Raw genomic sequence first — 20,528 nt, forward strand, 5'->3', positions numbered from 1 at the left:
CATGCTTGGGCTTCGTCCCGCTTTCTTATATGTGGTCATTTTTTCGCTATTTTTAAAGTTATCCGGCACGATGAATTTTGAGGTGCCGACAAGAGGAGTATTCATGCACGATAAGCTCAGCGACCGCATGAGCGCTTTAGAGCGCCGCGCGGCGGTCGGACTGGCCCTTGTGTTTGCCTTTCGCATGCTTGGTATGTTCATGGTGTTACCGGTGCTGGCCACCTATGGTCAGGAGCTGGCAGATGCGACGCCAGCCCTCATCGGTTTGGCAATCGGTGCTTATGGTTTGACCCAGGCTGTACTGCAAATTCCCTTCGGTACGCTTTCTGATCGTATTGGTCGGCGGCCGGTTATCATTGCCGGCCTGCTGGTGTTTGCTGCAGGTGCTGCAGTGGCTGCTAATGCGCACAGCATATGGGGTGTTATTCTGGGTCGTGTCATTCAAGGGGGCGGAGCTATTTCTGCCGCCGTGATGGCACTGCTGTCCGATCTGACTCGCGAACAGCATCGTACGAAGGCCATGGCTACCATTGGAATGAGTATTGGCGTGTCCTTTGCGGTTGCAATGGTGTCCGGTCCTCTGCTGACGCGCTCGTTTGGTTTGTCAGGTCTCTTCTGGGCGACTTCTGCGCTGGCGCTGATTGGACTCCTGTTGATTCTTTTCCTCGTGCCCAAGGGGTCGCGCGTCATGCAACATCGCGAGTCCAGTGTTGCCAAACAGGCATTGGGCAAAACGTTGCGCAACAAGGATCTTTTGCGGCTGGACCTTGGCATTGGCGTATTGCATGCCGTGCTGATGTCCAGCTTTGTAGCGCTGCCATTGGCGCTGGCTGAGCATGCCGGGTTGCCCAAGGAGCAGCACTGGTGGGTTTATCTGACTGCCTTGGTCGTAGGGTTCTTTACCATGGTGCCCTTTATCATCTATGGCGAAAAGAAGCGGCAGATGAAGCGGGTGCTCGTGGGCGCTATTGCGGTACTGGCTTTGTGTGAGCTGTTTTTCTTTGCCTTTGATGAAAGTCTGACGGCACTGGTAATTGGCATCGTTGTGTTCTTTGCTGCCTTTAATCTGTTGGAGGCTTCACTGCCCTCGCTAGTAAGCAAGGTGGCCCCTGCTGGAGGAAAGGGGACGGCAATGGGCATCTATTCCACCAGTCAGTTTCTAGGTTCGGCGGCCGGTGGCATTTTAGGTGGCTGGCTGTTCCAGCATGGAGGGTTGAATACCGTTTTTCTAGGGTGTGCGGCGCTTTGTGTCGTTTGGCTGCTAATAGCTGTTACGATGCGCGAACCCCCTTATGTCACCAGTCTGCGCATGCCGTTGGTGCCATCCGTTGCCCAGGATGCGGCATTGACTGATAGGCTAATGGCTTTGCCCGGCGTTACCGACGCGGTAGTCGTAGCGGAAGAAGCTGCGGTCTACGTTAAAATAGATACCAAACAGGTCAATCGTGAGGCCTTGGAGCGGTTGGTAAATCCCGCGGCGGTAGCTCATTGATTGATGAAGATTTCAGGAGAAGTAAATGGCTCGTGGTGTTAATAAAGTAATCCTGGTCGGGAACGTCGGCGGCGACCCGGAAACTCGTTATATGCCCAATGGCAATGCAGTGACCAATGTCACGTTGGCAACCAGTGATAGCTGGAAAGACAAGCAGACCGGCCAGCAGCAAGAGCGTACCGAGTGGCACCGCGTGGTTTTCTTTGGCAAGTTGGCTGAAATTGCCGGGGAATACCTGCGTAAAGGCTCACAGGTCTATGTGGAAGGTAGCTTGCGCACCCGTAAGTGGCAGGGCCAGGACGGACAGGACCGCTATACCACCGAGATCGTGGTAGATATCAACGGTACCATGCAGCTCCTGGGCGGCCGTGGTGGCGCGTCTGCTAGTGGTGGCGATGAATACAATCAGACTCAACAGGCGCCTCGGGCACCTCGTCCCCAGCAAGCTGCGGCGCCTCAGCGTGAAAACCGTCCGGCACCTGCGCCACAGCAGCCGGCACCAGACTACGACAGCTTTGATGACGATATCCCGTTCTAGGGGATACCTTAGATAGGAATGTATAGTTCTGGCTCAAAGCCCTCGCATTGCGGGGGTTTTTTGTTTTTGTGTGTATAAAAAATTATTGACGTAAATATGAAGTAAAATACTGTGTAAATATGTATGTTTTTAGGGGCAGTAATGAAGCTTTCGGTTAGGCATATCCTTTTTGATGACGGTGAGCGCTACATGCTTCTCGTTGACGAAAGGGGCACGCCTCTTTACTTCCCGACTCTGTACATCACCGTGGTTGTCCGTGGTAGCAGCAGGGCGGCGAATACCGTCAGAAATGCTTTGCATGCAATTAAGGCTCTTTATGACTGGCAGGTCGACTACAAGATCAATCTTGAATCGAGCTTTGCCTGTGGCGAGCTTCTTGAGGCCTATCAAATTCACGCATTGCGCGATTTCATGCAGCGCTCAATCAGGGATGATGCGCAGCCCGAAAAAAAAGTCGCATCAATTTCGGCGCGTAGGCGTCAGCAACCGATCGTCTCGACAAAGGTGCAATATGCTCGCCTGACGGTGATTGCTGATTACCTTGGCTTTCTAGCGGTTCAGCTTCAGCATGGCTCTGAGGAAAGCAAGAAGCGTGTTCAGGCCATGGTCAACACGATCAAGGCCAACCGCCCGAGAATTTCCGACAAGTCGCAAAAAGATCGAGATGAGATGAATCTTGACGTTGAGTTGCTCCACAGGCTCGAAAATGCACTCAAACCTGGCTCTAAGAACAATCCGGTTAAAGACTATGGCGCTCAAGTTCGCAATGCGCTGATGTTCGCCATTTTGCGCGTCACAGGCATGCGGCGCGGAGAAATGTTGAGCTTGAAAGTCGAAGACATCGACTTTGCTGCCAATACGTTGTCGGTTGTGCGACGGCCAGATGCAAAAGGCGATCTGCGCTCATATCAGCCCGTTGCGAAGACGCGGGAGCGCACCATTCCCGTCGATCCTTTATTGGCTGGTCGAATTCATGACTACGTGCTCAAGTATCGGAGCAAAGTGTCTGGAGCGAAGAGGCACGGCTATCTATTTGTGACGCACAAATCCGGCCCTTCCTGCGGGCGTCCATTGTCGATTGCCGGATTTGCCAAGTTCATGCGTGAAATCAAAAGCATAGGACCAGAGTTTAGCGGCGTGCATGCTCATGCTTTGCGCCATGCTTGGAATTATGTGTTCTCGAAGCAGTTGGATGACAACGGAGTGACTCCTGAACGCGAGCAGCAAGTGCGCTCCTATCTGATGGGGTGGAGCCCAACATCTGGCACTGCGGGGACATACAACAAGCGGCACATAAAAGAAGAAGCGGCTAAGGCGGTGCTTGGATTGCAAGAGCGCTATTTGAACAACAAGGACAAGACATGAACCGGTGGGCTGAGCAGGCGGAGGCAGATGAAGAGCTTATTTCCCGAGACGGCTACAAGTTCAGGTTTGGCGATGATCGTTGGAGACTTAGCAAGGACGAGGCGGTTCCGGTTTATGCGGTCAAAGAACTGCTGAGTCCGGACCTGTATCTGGCATTTCGACTAGTGCTTGCGTTCTATGCCACTACAACCTCAGCTGGGTTTGTTAGAAGTTGTTTTTACCATTGTAAAATCTATTTAAAGGCCACCAATGGGCAACAGCCATTTAGCGTCGAGTCGCTGATATCGTACAGATCCATGCTCGACAAAAAGACCGAGTGGTATCTAGGTAATCTGCGTATTGTCATCAAGCAGTGGCATGCAATGGGGTACCCAGGCATTGCCGAAGAGGTTATTCAGGTGCTGTCCAAGTGGCGCCTCAAAGCCGGTGAAAAAGGCTACGCAGTCCAGTCAATGTGCCCTGAGAGCGGACCTTTGACGGATACAGAAATGCAAGGTGTGATCCAAGCCATAACCACTGCCTTTAGCGAAGGGCGCTTGGCGCTTGTGGACACCGCTCTGACGCTCACTTTTGCGCTGACAGGTCGGCGTCCAGTACAGGTTACTGCACTGAAGATCAAAGATCTCATCAAGCAGACCGGCAAAGACGGAATCGACAGGTTTGTTATCAGCTTTCCGCGTGCTAAGCAGTTTTATCAGGGCTGGCGTAGGTCATTCAGTAAGTTCCCAATCAGCGAAGACCTCTGGCTTGTTTTGCAGCAGCAAGCAACGGCTGTTCAGCAAGAATTCACGAACATGATCGGCGGTAAAGTGCCCGCCAAGTTGATTCCCGAGTTGCCGCTGTTCCCCAATCTGAGTGTGCTCAATCCCAATATCAGTTTAGAAGAACAGTTGAGGATGGATTACTTGCACATGCGAACCAGCAAAACGGGCAACTTGATGTGTAAGGTCTCAAAGGCAATTAATGTAACCAGCGAGCGCACCGGCCAGCCGATCAAGCTCTTTCCCTATCGCTTCCGGTATACGCTGGGTACGAACCTAGCGCGTGAAGGCAAGCGTGAATACTTGATTGCTGAAGCACTGGATCACACTGATACACAGCATGTTGGTGTTTATGTCAAAAACATTCCCGATATCGTCAAGCATATCAACAAGGCTGTAGCCCTGCGGCTTGCGCCGCTAGCTCAGGCATTTCAGGGAGTTATTGTTGTATCTGAGAAAGATGCGGTGCGCGGCAATGACCAAGCTAGTCGCATCACTAATGGGTCGAAAGGCCTCGGCACGTGCGGGAGCTATGGCTTTTGTGGAGCGATTGCCCCCATTGCCTGTTACACCTGCAACAGATTCCAACCGTGGCTCGACGGCCCTCACGAAACAGTCCTTGAGAGGCTAATCAATGAAAGAGACCTCGTTCTTAAACAGACCAACGACTTAAAAATTGCGTCAGTCAATGACCGCTTGATACTTGCGGTTAGCGATGTTGTGAGTCGTTGCAAGGCTCTGAAGGAGGAGGCCGAGTATGTCTGATATTCTGCTTTTTAAGCCTAAAGCAGAGCTTGATGCTCGGACTAACTTGGAAGCGTTCATTGCCATGTGCCGTGACAAGCTGACAGTGTTCGGGGTAATTGGGACTGGGAAAGCCATGCTTGGCCAAAAGTATGCAATTTTACTGTCATGGGAGCGCCCTCGCGTGGGTACTCACAAGAACAGTTGCTGAGCGCAGAGATTATCCCGTTCGCCAAGGCTTATATACGTTACCAGCAGGGCCACAATCCAACAAAGCTCAAAATGAAATCAAGGCCATTCGCTGCATTGAAAAAGCCTTGTTGCAAGTCAAAGGCAAAGCCGATATCACCTTGGCAGATGCAAATGTCATGGATATTGCTGTGGATGTTGCGCGTGCATCCCCTGCGACTGCTTATCAATCTGGAATTGCCCTTCGCAAGCTCGTTGAGTTCCTCAATGACAGTGGAATAGTCTCGTGCCAAATTATCTGGAAAAATCCGATCTCAAAGCCTGCAGAGCTCATACGAACAGACTCAGATAGTAAGGCTAAGCGCAATGCGAAGATCCCAGCTGAGCAATGGTTAGACTGGATGGCCGAGATGTTCGCAAATGACCTTCAGGCGCCGCGAGACCGATTCACCACGTCTATCTTCGCTCTGTTGATGTGCGCGCCTTCGCGCATTACTGAGATTCAGGATTTACCTGTTAACTGCTTGCACTACGAAGATGATGACCAGCACACCAAATGCATTGGTCTTCGGTTTTATGGCGGAAAGGGGTTTGGCTCTGACATCAAATGGTCTTCTGAAGTCTTTAACGAGACGGCCATCGAGGCTGTTCGGCGGCTCACCGAGTTGTCCAAAAAAGGGCGCGATTTAGCCAAATGGTACGAACAGAACCCTGATAAGTTCTTTCGCCATGAGAGCTGCCCCAATGTGGGGGAGACGCAGTCGTTGACTGATGAACAGGCATGCATGGCGCTGGGCTTGACTAATGAAAATTCACGCACCGCCATAAGGCAATATTTTAAGGCATATGAGCCTTATCAGATGCTTAAGGCTAAAGGCGAGCCGTTGACTCTCGCGTTTCTTAATGCCTATTGCCGAAGTCAGTTGCCCAAAGGCTGGCCTTGGAAAAACAAGGAGCGGCATATCAAGTACTCCGATGCGCTCTGCTGCTTTCGCTGGAACGAACTGCGTGGAGATATGAGCCCAAGCCCAGTGTTGTTGTGGGTGCCTTCCAAGAGTACCTTCACAACCGACTTGAATTATATCAATGGCCAAGAAAGAAGCATCTGGAAGCGTAATGGCTATAAGAATTTAGATGGGTCCGACATATCGATGACCTCTCATCAAGTTAGGCACTATTTGAATACCATTGGTCAGCAGAACGCCCTTGGTGAGCTTTACATTGCTCGCTGGTCTGGGCGGGCAAATATTCACCAAAATGCCACTTACAACCACATGACCACCGATGAGTACGTGACTCTAGCTAAAGGGGTTGGTGTCGGCTCGGCGCTAGCAAAGATCAAGGCCAACATGCCGGTGAGCTTTGCCGATCTTGAAGCTGCCGGCGAGGGTATTGCTCATGTGACTGAGTACGGTTTCTGTGTTCATGATTTTTCGATGTTGCCCTGTCAAAAGTATAGGGACTGTCTTAATTGCACGGAGCAGGTATGCGTGAAAGGCGATGACAGCAAATTGCAGCGTTTGAAGCAGCAGCGCGAGGGTATTCGATTGCAACTCAAGAAAGCGCAGGACGCCAGCAGTTCTGGTGAATTCGATATAGGCAGTGTTGACCGTTGGACAGCGCACCAGATCAAGACGCTTGAGCGAGTTGAACAACTCATTCAAATTCTTGAGTCGCCTGACACTACAGATGGTGCAGTCATTCGTATGCGACATGATCAGGAATTCAGTCCGCTAAAGCGGGCACTCACCGCTAAGTCCGCAACACCTAAGCTTTCAGCTCCAGCTAAAGATATTGAGGAGCCGAAAATCGATGAACTGCGCGCGCTGCTGGGGGTTTAGGTCATGGCCAAACATCTAGCGGGAAAAGATATCGATATCATTATCAACCAGATCGACAGTACACGGGACAAGCTGACCTGGGATGGCTTATGTGACGCCGTTGCTCCATTGATCGGTACGCGGCCTACTAGACAGACATTGAATGCCCAGGAGCGCGTCAAGACGGCATTCGCTCTCAAAAAACAGCAGATTAAGTCCGGATTCCAAAGCTCAAAGAGACCTGCAAGCTTAGCTATTGCGGAGCAGCGTATCAGTCGTCTGGAAAGCGAAAATGATCGGCTCAGGCGTGAAAATCAGCTTCTGCTGCAACGGTTCGCTACTTGGCAGTACAACGCCTACAAGCACGGAATGACACCCGCAAAGCTCAATGCGCCACTCCCTACCATTGATCGCGATTCATCAAAAAGGAACTGACCAAGGCACGCTAACAGCCGGCTGCGGTGTTTCAGGATAAGAAAACTAAATGAGCCATATCCTTTCGCTAGGTATGCAGGGGGGCTACCTTGCTGAATCCCGGGCCTAGTACGATTGCTATTCGTGGCTTTTGCTTGGTTTTTAAGGGTAATGCTCGGGCCTAAAACTGACGCAATACGTGCAAGAAGGCGGCGATGTATCATGGTAGGGCTGATTACACCCTGTCACGCAATAGACCGAGTCTGGCTCCGAATGCCGCCCTCTCTTATTCGTACCGGCTGCAGGTCTTGTGCTTCGGAGTTTTAGCCTGAGAAGAAGGACTAAGGAGTGGCCTAATGGCATCTGAAGCAGATACCCGAGCCAACTATATCGATCCAGCCTTACGGGCAGCGAACTGGCAACCAAGCAATATCATTCGGGAGCATTACTTCACCGACGGTAGAAAGATGGCTGGCGGTGTACGTGGGAGACGTTGCTTTGTGGACTACCTACTTCACAAAGACAACCGCTATCTGGCCGTTGTAGAAGCCAAGAAAGAATCCGAACATCCAACCAAAGGCCTGCAACAAGCCATCGCCTATGCGAACAAGCTTCGCGTACGTTTCGTCTATTCCAGTAATGGCAAGCAAACCTACGAATTCGATCTGGAAACAGGCAAAGGCGAATACATTGAGTTTTACCCAACACCTGCTGAGCTGGAAAAGCGCTATGATGGTGAAACAACGGATTTAAGCCAAGAACTAAGAAACATCCCTTTCCATTTGGAAGGGGCTATGCAACCGCGTTACTACCAAGAGCTGGCAGTTCATGCTGCCACAGATGCCATCGGCCAAGGCAAATCCCGCGTCTTGCTCACACTGGCCACCGGTACCGGTAAAACATTTATTGCATTTCAAATCGTTCACAAAGTATTTCAGGCTCGCTGGAACCGCGATAATGCTGGTTCACGCAGGCCGCGCGTCCTGTTCCTGGCCGACCGTAATATCCTGGCCGACCAAGCCATTAACACGTTCAACCCCTATGAAAAAGACCTAATCAAAATCAATGGGGAAGAAGTGCGCAAGCGCAATGGAGTGGTACCCACCAATGCGCACATCTTTTTTGCGATTTATCAGGCGATTGCGGAGCGAGAAAACATTGGTGGCTATTACAAAGCCTATCCCAAGAATTTCTTTGATCTGGTGTTGATTGATGAATGTCACCGTGGTGCTGCCAATGAAGCTGGATCTTGGCGGGCCATTCTCGATCACTTCAGCAGCGCCGTTCACCTGGGTTTAACGGCCACCCCCAAACGCACAGACAACGTGGACACCTATGAATATTTTGGCCAGCCCGCTTATGTGTATTCACTTAAAAACGGTATCAACGACGGCTTCTTAACGCCCTACCGGGTTAAGCGTATAAGAACCAACCTTGATGAGTTGGTGCTTACCAAAGATGACGTGATAGTCGAAGGTGAGTCCGGTCAGGGTATATATCAGGTCGAAGATTACGACCGCAAAATAATTGTTGATGAACGCACTGAATTGGTCGCCAAAGCCATCTTGCAAAACATCAACCCGTTGGAAAAAACCATAGTCTTCTGTGAGAACCAGAACCACGCGCTGACCATGCGCGACATGATCAACAAATACAAAGCCGTTAAAGACCCGCATTACTGTGTGCGAGTGACCAGTGACGAAGGCAAGGTTGGCCGCGAGCTGCTGGAAAAATTTCAGGACAACGACAAAGACATCCCAACCATTATTACCTCATCACAAATGCTCACTACCGGTGTCGATGCCCGAAATGTGCGAAATGTGGTACTGGATCGAACCATTGGTACGATGGTGGAATTCAAGCAGATTGTTGGACGTGGCACCCGAGTATTTGACGGGAAAGACTACTTCACTATCGTCGATTTTCGAGGCGCTACCAACAACTTTTATGATGAAGAATGGGACGGCGAGCCCGAGGCGCCGGAACCAGGCGGAATCAGAGAACCAACCACACCGCCCAACACACCTGAACCGCCCGAAGGCGGCGATAGTGAACCAAGTGAGCCGCGTCCAAGGTTGAAGATAAAACTTGGCAAGCACCGCGAGCTCAAGGTCATCGATATTGAAACCCGTTATATCGACGAAAACGGTAGGCCCCTTACTATTCAAGAGTTTGTTGAACGGTTAATTGAACAACTGCCGGGCCTGTTCAAAAGTGTTGATGATCTTCGTGATATCTGGTCAGACCCAGACCTGCGTGAACAAATCTTGGCCAAGCTGGTGCAGGCGGGCTTTGACAAAGAGCAGCTCACAACCTTGCGCCGTATGTTTGAGGCCGACGACTGCGACATGTTCGATCTGCTGGCGTTTTTAGCGTTCGAACAACCCATGGCTACCCGTAAATCACGAGCGGAAGCAGTAAGAGCCAATAATGCCTTCTTCAATCAGTACCAACAGGAAAAGGCCAGGCAGTTCCTGCATTTTGTGCTGAATCGCTACGAGCAGACGGGTGTGACCGAGCTGGCGCGTGAGCGCCTGCCAGCGCTGATTGAGCTATCTGACCTTGGCACCAATAAAGAGGCCTCCATGGCTTTTGGTGGAAAACCTGCTCAATTGCTCGCTGCATTTAAACAACTACAACACCAGTTATACCATTTGAGCTAACCAATGGAACTTAACTTAGCCCCAAATCCATTACATGAACAAGTGCAGACCTTAACGATTGATAAGGTCGCAACGCTGATCGGCGAGAATGGCTCAGGCAAATCCAGTATTTTGCAGTCGGTGTTTGAACAACGATTAGCCGGGCGCGACCACGAAAACCTAAAGGTTGTGTGCTTCTCGTCTGGCCAGAACGAGAACTACTCAGAAAAATTCAGGGCGTATTTGAAAAGAGAAAGGCAAGCTGGGCGCGGTCTCAATCTTGACTGCTTTTATTTCGACAAATCTTGGTCGAAGCTTCTGATTTTTTTAGCTACAGCCATCAAACGCAATGGCAAAGTTAGATCTTTCCTGGTTGAGCATGAATACGTTAATGAGTCGCAGCCAGATAAAGATGATCTGAGCACAGTCTTCAAATGCGCCTTTGAAGTGGATAAAAACTACATCGCACGTGTGCAAGATGCACTCAAGCGTGAGGAGCGCGGTGAGGCTGACACGCTGCGTGCAACGCCATACTTTCGCTCACTTGAAAGCTTTATTACCAACCTGATATCTCATAATTATGAGTTTGAAGAGCCACTGCGAAAGCGAGCCGTTGATCTCACAGCCAATGGGTTAATCCAAGTCTCTTTCGACTATCCACGGCAAGTTCAAGCTGGTGATGATGAAGCCGGTGAGCCAAACGCCCAAGCCATGACTACCAACTGGGACCCGGAAGTGGCTTTTTTCACTCAGGCTGCCGACAACAACTACTTTATAGATAAACCGCGTTGTCAGCTCGTATTCAACAATAATATCGAGTTGGATCAGCTAAGCGACGGCGAATACCAGCTCTTATTCTTGTATGCCCTCATTGACCTATTCGACTCAGAAAATACGCTGTTCTTATTCGATGAGGCAGATTCGCATCTTCACTATAAAAACGTCGAAAAGCTTTGGGCATTGCTGCACAGCATAAAAGGGCACGCCATCACTACCACACACTTACTCGACTCCATTTCAGCAAAAGAGAATCGTATAGAGCACCTGAAAGTCGTCGAAAAAGGCAAGATCAACGAAGACAACAAAATTAAGCAATTGATCAATCGCCTGAGTGTGCTGTCACGAGCGAAATCGGTGGAATTTGAGGTGTGCGGTAAACTGCCAAACATCGCCTTGCTAGATGACTATAACGACTGGATTATCTTCACCAAACTCGCGGCACGTGCAGGGCTAGACGTAAACCGGCTAGCCGCTGTGCATGCCATGAAAAAGTCATCCAGTTACGCTACTTCCAACGAAACCTTTGGCAAGGGCAAGATTGATTGGCTACATGGCCTTAGCAAGATCGAGTCCACGCTGGTCACAACCAAAATTTTTATGATTTGCGATCGTGACGAGGCCACCCTCGATTGGAATGCTGCCAATGGCGTTCAGGTGAATGGGCAAGTGTACCGCGACTTACTGACTGCCATTCTCTGGCCGCAAACCATAAGGGTGACACCTTATTTGCTCGCGTGGAAACGCCGCGAAATTAAAAACTATTTGCTCTCCTACACCGCATTGGCGCACCGCAATCTGCTTGGACAAATAAACAATGTTGATATTGCGCAGCGCAATCACCTGCAACCAAATAACCCTGGTGATAACGATGATATTCGCAGGTTGAATGTCAAAGATGTTATCAATCCGCTGATTAATACCGATGGTGAGGGTTTAGACCCTGCAAAACTCCAAGCCTATATTGACCTGATTCCACCCGCAGAAATCAGCGAAGACATCACCAATATGTACAATTTTATTATCGGAAAGCTCTAAGCATGTCACTGCAACAGAAAATTGATCGCATTACCGACATCCTGCGCCGCGACGATGGAATCAGCGGTGCCATGCATTATACAGAGCAAACTTCATGGGTTTTATTCCTGAAGTTTCTCGATGATTATGAGTCAGAGAAAGAAGACGAAGCGGTATTTTCCGGCAAGAACTATCAGCCGGTATTGGATGATGAACACCGTTGGTCAAACTGGGCTTGCCCTAAAACAACTGATGGCAAGTTGGATCTTGCACGTGCTAAAACCGGGGATGACCTCACCGATTATGTAAACAAGCAGCTATTCCCTTACTTGAAAAGCTTTTCCAATGCAGCCGCAACCGGTGCAGACCCAAAATCCTTTACCTATAAAATTGGTGCGATATTTCAGTATCTGGATAATAAGGTAGCATCCGGCCATACCTTGCGTGAAGTGCTGGATATTGTGGATAGCCTGAGCTTCCAGTCAGAATCTGATCTGTTTGAGCTCTCGTTAGTCTATGAAGGCTTACTCCAGAATATGGGGGATGCAGGTGGTTATGCTGGTGAATTCTATACGCCGCGTCCTGTCGTACGCGCGATGGTGCAGGCAGTTGATCCAAAACCCGGCAAGACCATTTATGACGCGGCAGCCGGTTCCTGTGGATTTTTGGTGGAAGCTTTTGAACACCTGAAGAGGAAAAAGAAGCAGCTCTCTACCGAGCAGTGGGAGTTTATCCAGCGCGATACTTTCTTCGGTTACGAGAAAACCTCGCTGGCTTATGTGATGGGGATGATGAACATGATTTTGCATGGCATCGAGTCACCCAATCTGTTCCGTGGTAATACTCTGACCCAGAATATTCGCGACATTCAGGAGAAAGATCGATACGACATTATTCTGGCTAACCCGCCGTTTGGCGGTAAAGAGAAGTCGCAGATCCAGCAGAACTTCCCTATCCAGAGTAACGCTACCGAATTGCTGTTCTTACAGCACTTTATGAAAACTCTAAAAAGCGGGGGCAAGGCCGCGGTTGTCGTGCCTGAGGGTGTGTTGTTCCAAACCAACAGCGCTTTTAAACAGGTTAAACAAGAACTGCTAGAAAACTTCAACCTGCACACTATTTTGAGCCTGCCTGCCGGGGTGTTTTTGCCTTACTCGGGTGTAAAAACCAACGTGCTATTTTTTGAGCGCAGCGGCGGCACTAGCGATGTTTGGTACTACGAGTGCGAACCCGAGCAAAAGCTCACCAAAAACAAACCTATCACCGATCAGCACTTAAAAGAATTTGTTGAGTTGTATATCAGTCGCGAAGTCACTGATCGCTCTTGGATAGTCTCGGCTAGCAAACTGGCTGAAGACTATGACTTGTCCGTTAAAAACCCCACCAAGCAAAAAGATGCCGAGCATTTAGCACCAAGCGATATTCTGAAGCGGATCCGCATCAAGGAGGAACTGGTATCTGGGCTGCTGAATGAAATTGAAGATCTGCTGGCGGAGAAATAAGCATGGAACAGGTTTTATCTCCATTGCCGGATGGATGGAAATACACGGAATTAGCCTCACTCTGTAAGTTTGAAAATGGAGATCGAGGAAAAAACTATCCATCCAAAGATGCTTTTGTAAACTCGGGGGTTCCTGTCATTAACGCAGGAAGCTTGGATGGACGAAAAATAGTTGAGGCTGGTTTAAATTACATAACCCGTGAGCGTTACGATATTTTGGGTTCCGGGAAAGTTCGCCAGGGCGATCTTCTGTTCTGCTTAAGAGGATCACTTGGAAAGTGCGCTATAGTAAATAATCTTACCGAGGGTGCAATTGCCTCATCTTTGGTGATTGTTAGACCATCTGACGCTCTCGATCCAAATTACTTGCTGTATTATTTTAATAGTTCGCTGTGCGCAAATTTCATTGAGCGCTACAATAATGGCGCTGCGCAGCCTAATTTGTCTGCTAAAAGTTTATCAAGATTTCTTATTCCACTGGCTCCGCAAAAAGAACAAAAACGTATTGTCGAAAAACTCGATGAACTGCTTACCCGCGTCGACACCGCCATCGAGCATTTGCAGGAAAGCGCTGCGCTAAAAAGCAGCCTTCTTCAATCAGCACTCGACGGGCAATTCTCGGCCATCGCCGAGCGCATGACGATTGATTCGCTGGCCGAGGTAAAAGGTGGAAAGCGCTTGCCAAAAGGTGAAAAACTAAGTGATGAAGCGACTGCGCATCCTTATATCCGAGTGGCAGATTTTACTGATAAAGGAACGATAGACCTATGTGATATCAAGTACATATCCAAAGAAGTCCATGAGCAAATAAAGCGCTATGTTATTTCTAAGGATGATCTGTATATCAGTATCGCCGGCACTATCGGTAAGACAGGCTTTGTACCACCAGAATTAAACGGCGCAAACTTGACGGAAAACGCAGCCAAATTAGTTATCAAAGACAAGCAGCAGTTGAACTTAAACTACCTGTATCTGTTCACTTTAACTTCGGATTTCTCTGCGCAAGCAGGGCTAGCCACAAAAACAGTTGCTCAGCCAAAGTTAGCGTTAACTCGCTTAGGCAAAATTGAGGTTCCGATGTGCTGCTTAGAGGACCAAAAAGCTTTAGTGGCAACTATTGAAGCACTGAAAAGCAAAGTTCACGATGCAGAAGAAGTCCTGCTCGGAAAAATAGAAGATCTTAAAAGCTTGAAAGCATCGATTCTCGACTCTGCCTTTAAAGGGGATCTCTAATTCAATAAAGTGAATGGAGTTTACAAACTAAACTCAAAGACCGCTTGCGAAACACCTCTTTTCCGAAAAGCCACGGTCTAACGCCGGTGTTGAGGTGGTTGAAAACTCCATTCACTCTATCGAAGAAAAAGCGAATGCCGAAAATGGCAAGATTGTTCTTCGTATCAATCACGCTAGCTAGGGCGGTCTGGATTGAGACGTTAAATCTCTATCCACAATCATCGGCTTCGCTATCTCCGACAATGGCTGCGTTTTTGACCAGGCCAATTTGAAACCATTTAAAACCCTCGATTCCGACCATAAAATTGACAAGTAGGGCCGAGGATTTGGTCGCCTGATGTATCTAAAGGTGTCTGATCTGGTTGAAGTGGATAGCCACTTTCTCGATGTTTATGGTGAACTTCAAATAGCGCTATTCTGCTTTGATAATAAATTGGCTTTCCATGCTTAAAAGTTGAGGCGGCTACCGCACAGCAATTAGGTACTATTATCAAGCTATTAGGATTTGATGAGAACTTTAAAAAGCAGGCTCCCGCCGCGGGACGATTTAGTGCGCCTTAATGAGGCACTGAGCTTAGACGTCGCTCAACCTATCTATAGAGCAATACCTACGAAACCATGGGCGACTTCATCACTGCTGCCTACCGTTCAATAATAGTAATTTACTTCCCATCTCAAGGACTCACTATCAGGAACGGTGATTGGCAGTCGGCGTCGTTGTATACGGCATCTTCAATGAGGAGCATGCTGGAGTCTCTGCTTTGTACAGCGGGTAGGTGGCTGACCTAAATCAGCATAGGCAAGAGGTTTTCCCTCCAAGCATTTTAATGCTCGGCCGGCCCTATAGGGCAAGAAATGTAAAGATTCTGGCTCCTTTAGGTTGGTGATTTTACAAAAAACCTTACAGAATTTCTTTTTTTGTTTTTTTATTTATTAAAAATCAATAAGTTACGGCTAATTAAAATGATCTGTGGTATGTACAACCGTTCTGATACGTATTGAGCTGGTTCTGAACGAAAAGCCCGACTTGAAAGAGTTGGGCTTTTTTATTTTTACCGCTCAAGACGTGTGTTTCAGTTATTCCTGTTCGAGCCGATCTTTAAGGCTGCTTGTCCTTGTATTGGTGGATTGGCCTGGAAACAATAAAAACACTTTCATCTGTAGGATGTCTTTTCCTCTTTGCCCAGCGTCTATTGGTAACAGCCTCGCTGAAGAGGCACAACGGAGCTAACGAAGCCTCACTATGACTTTATTCGGCAAACCTCTGCGTCATTTGTGGGCCCATGATAAGGCCAGCTACAGTGTTCGTGTGTTTGTCGCCCTGACAGGGGCTATGGCCGTATGCTGGTATCTAGGGGATCTACGCTCCATTTCTCCTGTCTTTCTCGGAATTATTGCCAGTGCCCTGGCCGAGACCGATGACAATTGGCTGGGACGATTGAAGTCCCTGCTGGTAACGCTGGTCTGCTTTGCCATCGCTGCATTTTCTGTGGAGATACTGTTCCCCTATCCTTGGATCTTTGTCTGCGGGCTGGCGCTGGCTACATTCTTGTTGACGTTGCTGGGCGCGCTTGGCGAGAGGTATGGCTCAATAGCCCAAGCAACAGTGATCTTGTCCATCTACGGAATGATCGGTGTGGATCAGCGGCTTGGAGGCGAGGTGCCGATCTGGCATGAGCCCGCGCTTTTGTTGGCGGGTGCCACGTGGTACGGCTTTCTATCGGTGTTATGGTGTGCCTTGTTTGCGCATCAGCCGGTGCGGCAGCACCTAGCAGCTTTGTATTATGAACTGGGTCTCTTTCTACGCTACAAGGCTGATCTGCTTGAGCCGGTGCGTCAGGTAGATCTCCATGAGCGCCGTTTGAAACTGGCGCAGCAGAATGGGCGTGTTGTCGATGCACTGAACAAGGCCAAGGCCACTATTCTGATTCGCTTTGGCCGCTCAGGTAGACCAGGCGTACGTTCGGGGTTCTATTTCAAGCTCTATTTCATGGCTCAGGATATTCACGAGCGGGCCAGCTCTTCCCATTATCCTTATAGCGCATTGACCGAGGCGTTTTTCCATAGCGATGTGCTGTTTCGTTGCCAGCGCTTGCTGAGTCTGCAGGCAAAGGCTTGTGCCTTGCTAGGTGAGGCTACTCGATTGCGTCAGCCCTTTGAGTATGGCCAGCAGAGTCATCAGGCTATGGCTGATCTGCACGCATCGATCGAACACCTCAAACAGCAGAACAACCCCCGTTGGCGTGGGCTGTTACGTTCTCTGGATTCGTTATCCACCAATCTGACGACTCTGGAGCGCCAGCTTTCCAATGCCAGCCAGCCTGATGTCAATATAGGAGAGTTGGATACCAGCCTGCTTGATCCAACGCCGCGCTCCCTCAAGGACATGTTGCAACGCATACGGCTGCAACTTACGCCAACATCGCTTCTGTTTCGCCATGGGCTGAGAATGGCTATTGCTCTGGCTGCCGGCTATGGCATCTTGCATCTGATTCACCCGAACTACGGCTATTGGATATTGCTCACGACTGTTTTCGTATGCCGTCCAAATTATGGCGCTACACGGGTGCGCCTGGTTCAGCGAATAGTGGGTACCGTCATAGGTCTATTGTTGGGAAATGCCTTGCTGCAGCTTTTTGGCAGTACCGAGGCTCAGCTGTCGTTGGCGGTTATCGCAGGTACGGTCTTTTTCGTGACCCGGACCGATCGATATACCATCGCCACAGCGGCTATCACGGTCATGGTGCTGTTCTGCTTCAACCAGGTGGGCGATGGTTTCGGCCTGATCTGGCCGCGTCTGATCGATACCCTTATCGGTTGCCTAATTGCAGTATTGGCTGTCTTCTTTATCTTGCCCGACTGGCAGGGAAGACGCTTGCATCAGGTGATGGCCAACACACTGCTGACCAGCAATAACTACCTGCGTAGCGTTATCGACCAGTATCGCCACGGCAAGCGGGATGATCTGAACTACCGGGTGGCGCGGCGTAACGTACACAACGCAGACGCGACGTTATCGGCAGCACTGGCTAACATGTTGCGAGAGCCTGGGCATTTTCGCCGCAATTTAGAGGCAGGGTTTCGCTTTCTGGCGTTATCCAATACCTTGTTGGGTTATCTCTCAGCATTAGGGGCTCACCGTATACAGCTGGCTGAGCATCCCGTAGATGTCCTGATTGAAAAAGCCATGGAACGCTTGAGCGCAGGGCTGCTTGAAATAGCCCAAGCGCTCAATGAGCGGCGTTCTCTGGTGCCTACGGCAGAAGAAGAAAATGCCTTGGCTGATGAGCTGGAACAGTTTCCGGATGATCTTGACGATGGGCATCGTCTGGTACTGACCCAATTGGCCTTGATCAGCCGTCTGCTACCCAACCTCAAGAGCGCAGCGGCCTATGTGCTACGTGCGCCAAAAGAAAATACCGAAGATGAGACAACCGTTGAGGCTGTCCCATCCTGACGCGGATGACGAAAGCTTCCGCTATGCTGCACAATGATGACACTGTCGGCGTGCCTGTTTTCAGGCACGCCATTTATGATTAGATTTTGGAAGATACCCGAACTCCATGCGCATGCGCCTCATGCTGTTGGGCGGCGGTAATGCCCTGGGTCAGGCGCTGATCCGTCTGGGTGCTGAAGAAGATATTCACTTTCTTGCACCTCGTCCGCCAGCGCAGGGCTGGAACGCCAGCCACCTGACTCAGTTGCTTGATGACACCCGTCCCGATGTAATTATCAACCTGGCCTATTATTTCGACTGGTTTCAGGCCGAGCACGTCGATGATGACCAGCTCTCTCGGCAGGCCAGCGCTATCGAGCGGCTGGCTGAACTCTGCCAACATTACTCAATTGCCTTGATACAGCCCTCCAGCTACCGTGTTTTCGATGGGAGTAGAGCGAGTGCGTATAGCGAGAAAGATGAGCCCAATCCTCTTGGTGTGCGCGGACAGGCGCTATTGACTATAGAGCAAACAGTACGTGCCTTGTGCCCCCAGCATGTTCTGTTGCGATTGGGATGGCTTCTGGATGAAAGCCCGCAAGGTGAACTGGACCGTTTCCTGTCGCGGGCTGAGGTAGGGCAATTGATGCCGCTTGCTGATGACCGTCGTGGAAGCCCAACCCCTGTCGATGACGCCGGGCGGGTTATCCTAGCCGTCATCAAGCAACTGGATTGCAGTGCTCCTCTGTGGGGGACCTATCATTACGGCGGTATTGAGGCTGTTACTCAATTGACGCTGGGACAGGCGATTATTGCCGAGGCCCTGACTCTGCACGGGATGCCAGAGCCGAACCTTGAGCCAAGAGCTCATGGCGCGACTCTTGATGCTTCTGAAGAGCCGCAAAATGCAGTGTTAGCTTGCAGAAAGATTTTGAACACGTTTGGCGTCAAGCCGCGTAACTGGCGTAGCGGAATGTCCGCTTTGCTGGACCGTTATTATCGGCAAACAGGAAGTCGCCATGACTGAGCAACCAATTCTCATAACGGGCGGAGCCGGGTTCATCGGTTCTCATCTGGTTGATGTGCTACTAGCCAAAGGCAAACGTGTCCGGGTACTGGACGATTTCTCTACCGGTAAACGGGACAATCTCCCAGCAGATAATGCTTGGTTGGAAATCATTCAAGGGGACGTGGCCGATACCGATACGGTCCACCAAGCGATGACAGGTTGCTGTGCTGTTGTGCATTTGGCAGCTGTCGCCTCGGTTCAGGCGTCGGTAGACAACCCAGTTAGTACACATCAGAGCAATTTTATAGGCACGTTGAATGTCTGCGAAGCCATGCGCAAGCATCATGTTCGCCGTGTGGTTTTTGCTTCAAGTGCTGCGGTATATGGGCCGAACGGAGAAGGGCAGGCCATTGCCGAGGAAACGCCCAAGGCGCCGCTTACGCCCTATGCAGCTGATAAGCTGGCTGGCGAGTATTACTTTGATTTCTACCGCCGTGAGCACGCTCTGGAGCCGGTCGTCTTCCGATTCTTCAATATATATGGCCCTCGGCAGGATCCGTCTTCACCATACTCGGGGGTCATCAGTATCTTTACAAATCGAGCACGTCAGGGAGAGCCAATAACCGTTTACGGCGATGGCGAGCAGACCCGCGATTTTGTATATGTGGGCGATCTGGTAGGGCTTATTGTCCAAGGCCTTGAAAGGGCTGAACCCGTGGTTGGGGCTGTCAATGTAGGACACGGCCAAGTCGTTAGCCTGAATCAATTGTTACAGGAAGTTGGCGACTTAGTAGGCGGTCTTCCCAAGATCACACATGCAGCAACACGCGCAGGTGATATCCGTCATTCAAAAGCAGATAACTCGCGTCTCAAGGCATATTTCACTTTTGATCACGTTACGTCTATGCGTGAGGGGCTGAGCCTGTTGTTAAAGACAGACAGCTAACCATGGCGCCCCTATAAAAAAGCCCCGTCAACCGGGGCTTTTTTATTTGAAATAGATAATGGAATCTATTCGTTCTGTGTATCAATGGGGGCTGGCGTAGGGACTGGAGTCGACTGTGTTCTATCGATTTCCTGCTGGATCTGCTCTTCAACTGAGCCAGGTGCTGGCGGTTGATCAACCGGCTGCTGAGGTTGTTGTTGAGCGGGCTGGTCCGCTGGGCTGGAAGTCTCTGGAGCAGCGGTTTGACCGTCTGTGCCCATGATTTCCTGCTCCCGGGTAACACCCGGTTTGAAGTCGCCGGCGAGGCCTACAAGATGATCGCTGTCATCGAAAACCAGGCTCACACGCTCCTGCTGGCGCTGACCGCCACCCGGCTGCATGCTATAGAGGTAATCCCAGCGATTAGCGTGAAAAGTATCGGTAATCAGGGGGCTCCCCATGATAAACCTTACTTGTCGTCGGGTCATTCCTGGGCGAAGCTGGTCTATCATGTCCTGCGTGACAACGTTGCCCTGCTGGATATCAATTTTGTAGACCCCCGGAAAAGAACATCCGGCGAGCGTGGCGAGGCTCAGAAAGGTAAGCCCGGTCAGCGTTAGCTTGAGGTTTTGCATCGGGGGAAGACTTCCACTATCTTGCTAGGC

Annotated in this window: 14 protein-coding genes; 13 read left to right on the top strand and 1 reads right to left on the bottom strand. The window is 50.1% G+C overall.

Annotated elements, in window-relative coordinates:
* Window positions 1–103 precede the first annotated feature (103 nt).
* From HMPREF1487_RS11285 to HMPREF1487_RS11345, 13 genes are all read left to right on the top strand, one after another.
* A complete protein-coding gene (locus HMPREF1487_RS11285; protein WP_010796776.1) occupies window positions 104–1,492 on the top strand; it encodes an MFS transporter in 1,389 nt (462 codons plus the stop codon).
* A gap of 25 nt (window positions 1,493–1,517) precedes the next feature.
* On the top strand, window positions 1,518–2,030 hold the full coding sequence (ssb, locus tag HMPREF1487_RS11290) for a single-stranded DNA-binding protein (RefSeq protein WP_010796777.1): 513 nt from the start codon (window positions 1,518–1,520) through the stop codon (window positions 2,028–2,030).
* Between the two features lie 141 nt (window positions 2,031–2,171).
* The gene (locus tag HMPREF1487_RS11295; protein WP_010796778.1) at window positions 2,172–3,395 is read left to right on the top strand and encodes a tyrosine-type recombinase/integrase; all 1,224 of its coding nucleotides are present in this window, start codon (window positions 2,172–2,174) and stop codon (window positions 3,393–3,395) included.
* Window positions 3,392–4,921, top strand: a complete 1,530-nt coding sequence (locus HMPREF1487_RS11300) for a site-specific integrase (protein WP_010796779.1) — start codon at window positions 3,392–3,394, stop codon at window positions 4,919–4,921. The genes HMPREF1487_RS11295 and HMPREF1487_RS11300 overlap by 4 nt, the downstream gene beginning before the upstream one ends.
* Before the next feature lie 119 nt (window positions 4,922–5,040).
* Complete coding sequence (locus tag HMPREF1487_RS11305) at window positions 5,041–6,930, top strand: integrase (RefSeq protein ID WP_230382318.1); 1,890 nt, start codon at window positions 5,041–5,043, stop codon at window positions 6,928–6,930.
* Between the two features lie 3 nt (window positions 6,931–6,933).
* Window positions 6,934–7,344, top strand: coding sequence for a hypothetical protein (locus HMPREF1487_RS11310; RefSeq protein WP_010796782.1), 411 nt, complete (start codon window positions 6,934–6,936; stop codon window positions 7,342–7,344).
* A 335-nt stretch (window positions 7,345–7,679) separates the two neighbouring features.
* Entirely contained in the window at window positions 7,680–9,986 is a 2,307-nt protein-coding gene (gene hsdR, locus HMPREF1487_RS11315) for an EcoAI/FtnUII family type I restriction enzme subunit R (RefSeq protein ID WP_010796783.1), read from the top strand.
* Window positions 9,987–9,989: 3 nt separating this feature from the next.
* On the top strand, window positions 9,990–11,780 hold the full coding sequence (locus HMPREF1487_RS11320; protein WP_010796784.1) for an ATP-binding protein: 1,791 nt from the start codon (window positions 9,990–9,992) through the stop codon (window positions 11,778–11,780).
* Window positions 11,781–11,782: 2 nt separating this feature from the next.
* Window positions 11,783–13,261: a type I restriction-modification system subunit M gene (locus HMPREF1487_RS11325; RefSeq protein WP_010796785.1), complete on the top strand. Its 1,479-nt coding sequence runs from the start codon at window positions 11,783–11,785 to the stop codon at window positions 13,259–13,261.
* Between the two features lie 2 nt (window positions 13,262–13,263).
* The gene (locus HMPREF1487_RS26315; RefSeq protein WP_010796786.1) at window positions 13,264–14,493 is read left to right on the top strand and encodes a restriction endonuclease subunit S; all 1,230 of its coding nucleotides are present in this window, start codon (window positions 13,264–13,266) and stop codon (window positions 14,491–14,493) included.
* A 1,243-nt stretch (window positions 14,494–15,736) separates the two neighbouring features.
* Window positions 15,737–17,950: a YccS family putative transporter gene (gene yccS, locus HMPREF1487_RS11335; RefSeq protein WP_010796787.1), complete on the top strand. Its 2,214-nt coding sequence runs from the start codon at window positions 15,737–15,739 to the stop codon at window positions 17,948–17,950.
* A gap of 106 nt (window positions 17,951–18,056) precedes the next feature.
* Complete coding sequence (locus HMPREF1487_RS11340; RefSeq protein WP_010796788.1) at window positions 18,057–18,956, top strand: sugar nucleotide-binding protein; 900 nt, start codon at window positions 18,057–18,059, stop codon at window positions 18,954–18,956.
* Window positions 18,949–19,884: an NAD-dependent epimerase/dehydratase family protein gene (locus HMPREF1487_RS11345; protein WP_010796789.1), complete on the top strand. Its 936-nt coding sequence runs from the start codon at window positions 18,949–18,951 to the stop codon at window positions 19,882–19,884. Before HMPREF1487_RS11340 ends, HMPREF1487_RS11345 begins: the two co-directional genes overlap by 8 nt.
* Window positions 19,885–19,949: 65 nt before the next feature.
* Here HMPREF1487_RS11345 and HMPREF1487_RS26775 read toward each other — a convergent pair whose 3' ends face one another.
* Window positions 19,950–20,498: an outer membrane protein assembly factor BamE gene (locus tag HMPREF1487_RS26775; protein ID WP_010796790.1), complete on the bottom strand. Its 549-nt coding sequence runs from the start codon at window positions 20,496–20,498 to the stop codon at window positions 19,950–19,952.
* Between the last annotated feature and the right edge of the window lie 30 nt (window positions 20,499–20,528).

This window comes from Pseudomonas sp. HPB0071, assembly GCF_000478505.2.
Lineage (GTDB): Bacteria > Pseudomonadota > Gammaproteobacteria > Pseudomonadales > Pseudomonadaceae > Chryseomonas > Chryseomonas luteola.

Bases quoted from the DNA above. Each gene is read 5' to 3' on its own strand.
- HMPREF1487_RS11285 (WP_010796776.1), top strand. From the start codon at position 104: ATGCACGATAAGCTCAGCGACCGCATGAGCGCTTTAGAGCGCCGCGCG.
- ssb (WP_010796777.1), top strand. From the start codon at position 1,518: ATGGCTCGTGGTGTTAATAAAGTAATCCTGGTCGGGAACGTCGGCGGC.
- HMPREF1487_RS11295 (WP_010796778.1), top strand. From the start codon at position 2,172: ATGAAGCTTTCGGTTAGGCATATCCTTTTTGATGACGGTGAGCGCTAC.
- HMPREF1487_RS11300 (WP_010796779.1), top strand. From the start codon at position 3,392: ATGAACCGGTGGGCTGAGCAGGCGGAGGCAGATGAAGAGCTTATTTCC.
- HMPREF1487_RS11310 (WP_010796782.1), top strand. From the start codon at position 6,934: ATGGCCAAACATCTAGCGGGAAAAGATATCGATATCATTATCAACCAG.
- hsdR (WP_010796783.1), top strand. From the start codon at position 7,680: ATGGCATCTGAAGCAGATACCCGAGCCAACTATATCGATCCAGCCTTA.
- HMPREF1487_RS11320 (WP_010796784.1), top strand. From the start codon at position 9,990: ATGGAACTTAACTTAGCCCCAAATCCATTACATGAACAAGTGCAGACC.
- HMPREF1487_RS11325 (WP_010796785.1), top strand. From the start codon at position 11,783: ATGTCACTGCAACAGAAAATTGATCGCATTACCGACATCCTGCGCCGC.
- HMPREF1487_RS26315 (WP_010796786.1), top strand. From the start codon at position 13,264: ATGGAACAGGTTTTATCTCCATTGCCGGATGGATGGAAATACACGGAA.
- yccS (WP_010796787.1), top strand. From the start codon at position 15,737: ATGACTTTATTCGGCAAACCTCTGCGTCATTTGTGGGCCCATGATAAG.
- HMPREF1487_RS11340 (WP_010796788.1), top strand. From the start codon at position 18,057: ATGCGCATGCGCCTCATGCTGTTGGGCGGCGGTAATGCCCTGGGTCAG.
- HMPREF1487_RS11345 (WP_010796789.1), top strand. From the start codon at position 18,949: ATGACTGAGCAACCAATTCTCATAACGGGCGGAGCCGGGTTCATCGGT.
- HMPREF1487_RS26775 (WP_010796790.1), bottom strand. From the start codon at position 20,498: ATGCAAAACCTCAAGCTAACGCTGACCGGGCTTACCTTTCTGAGCCTC.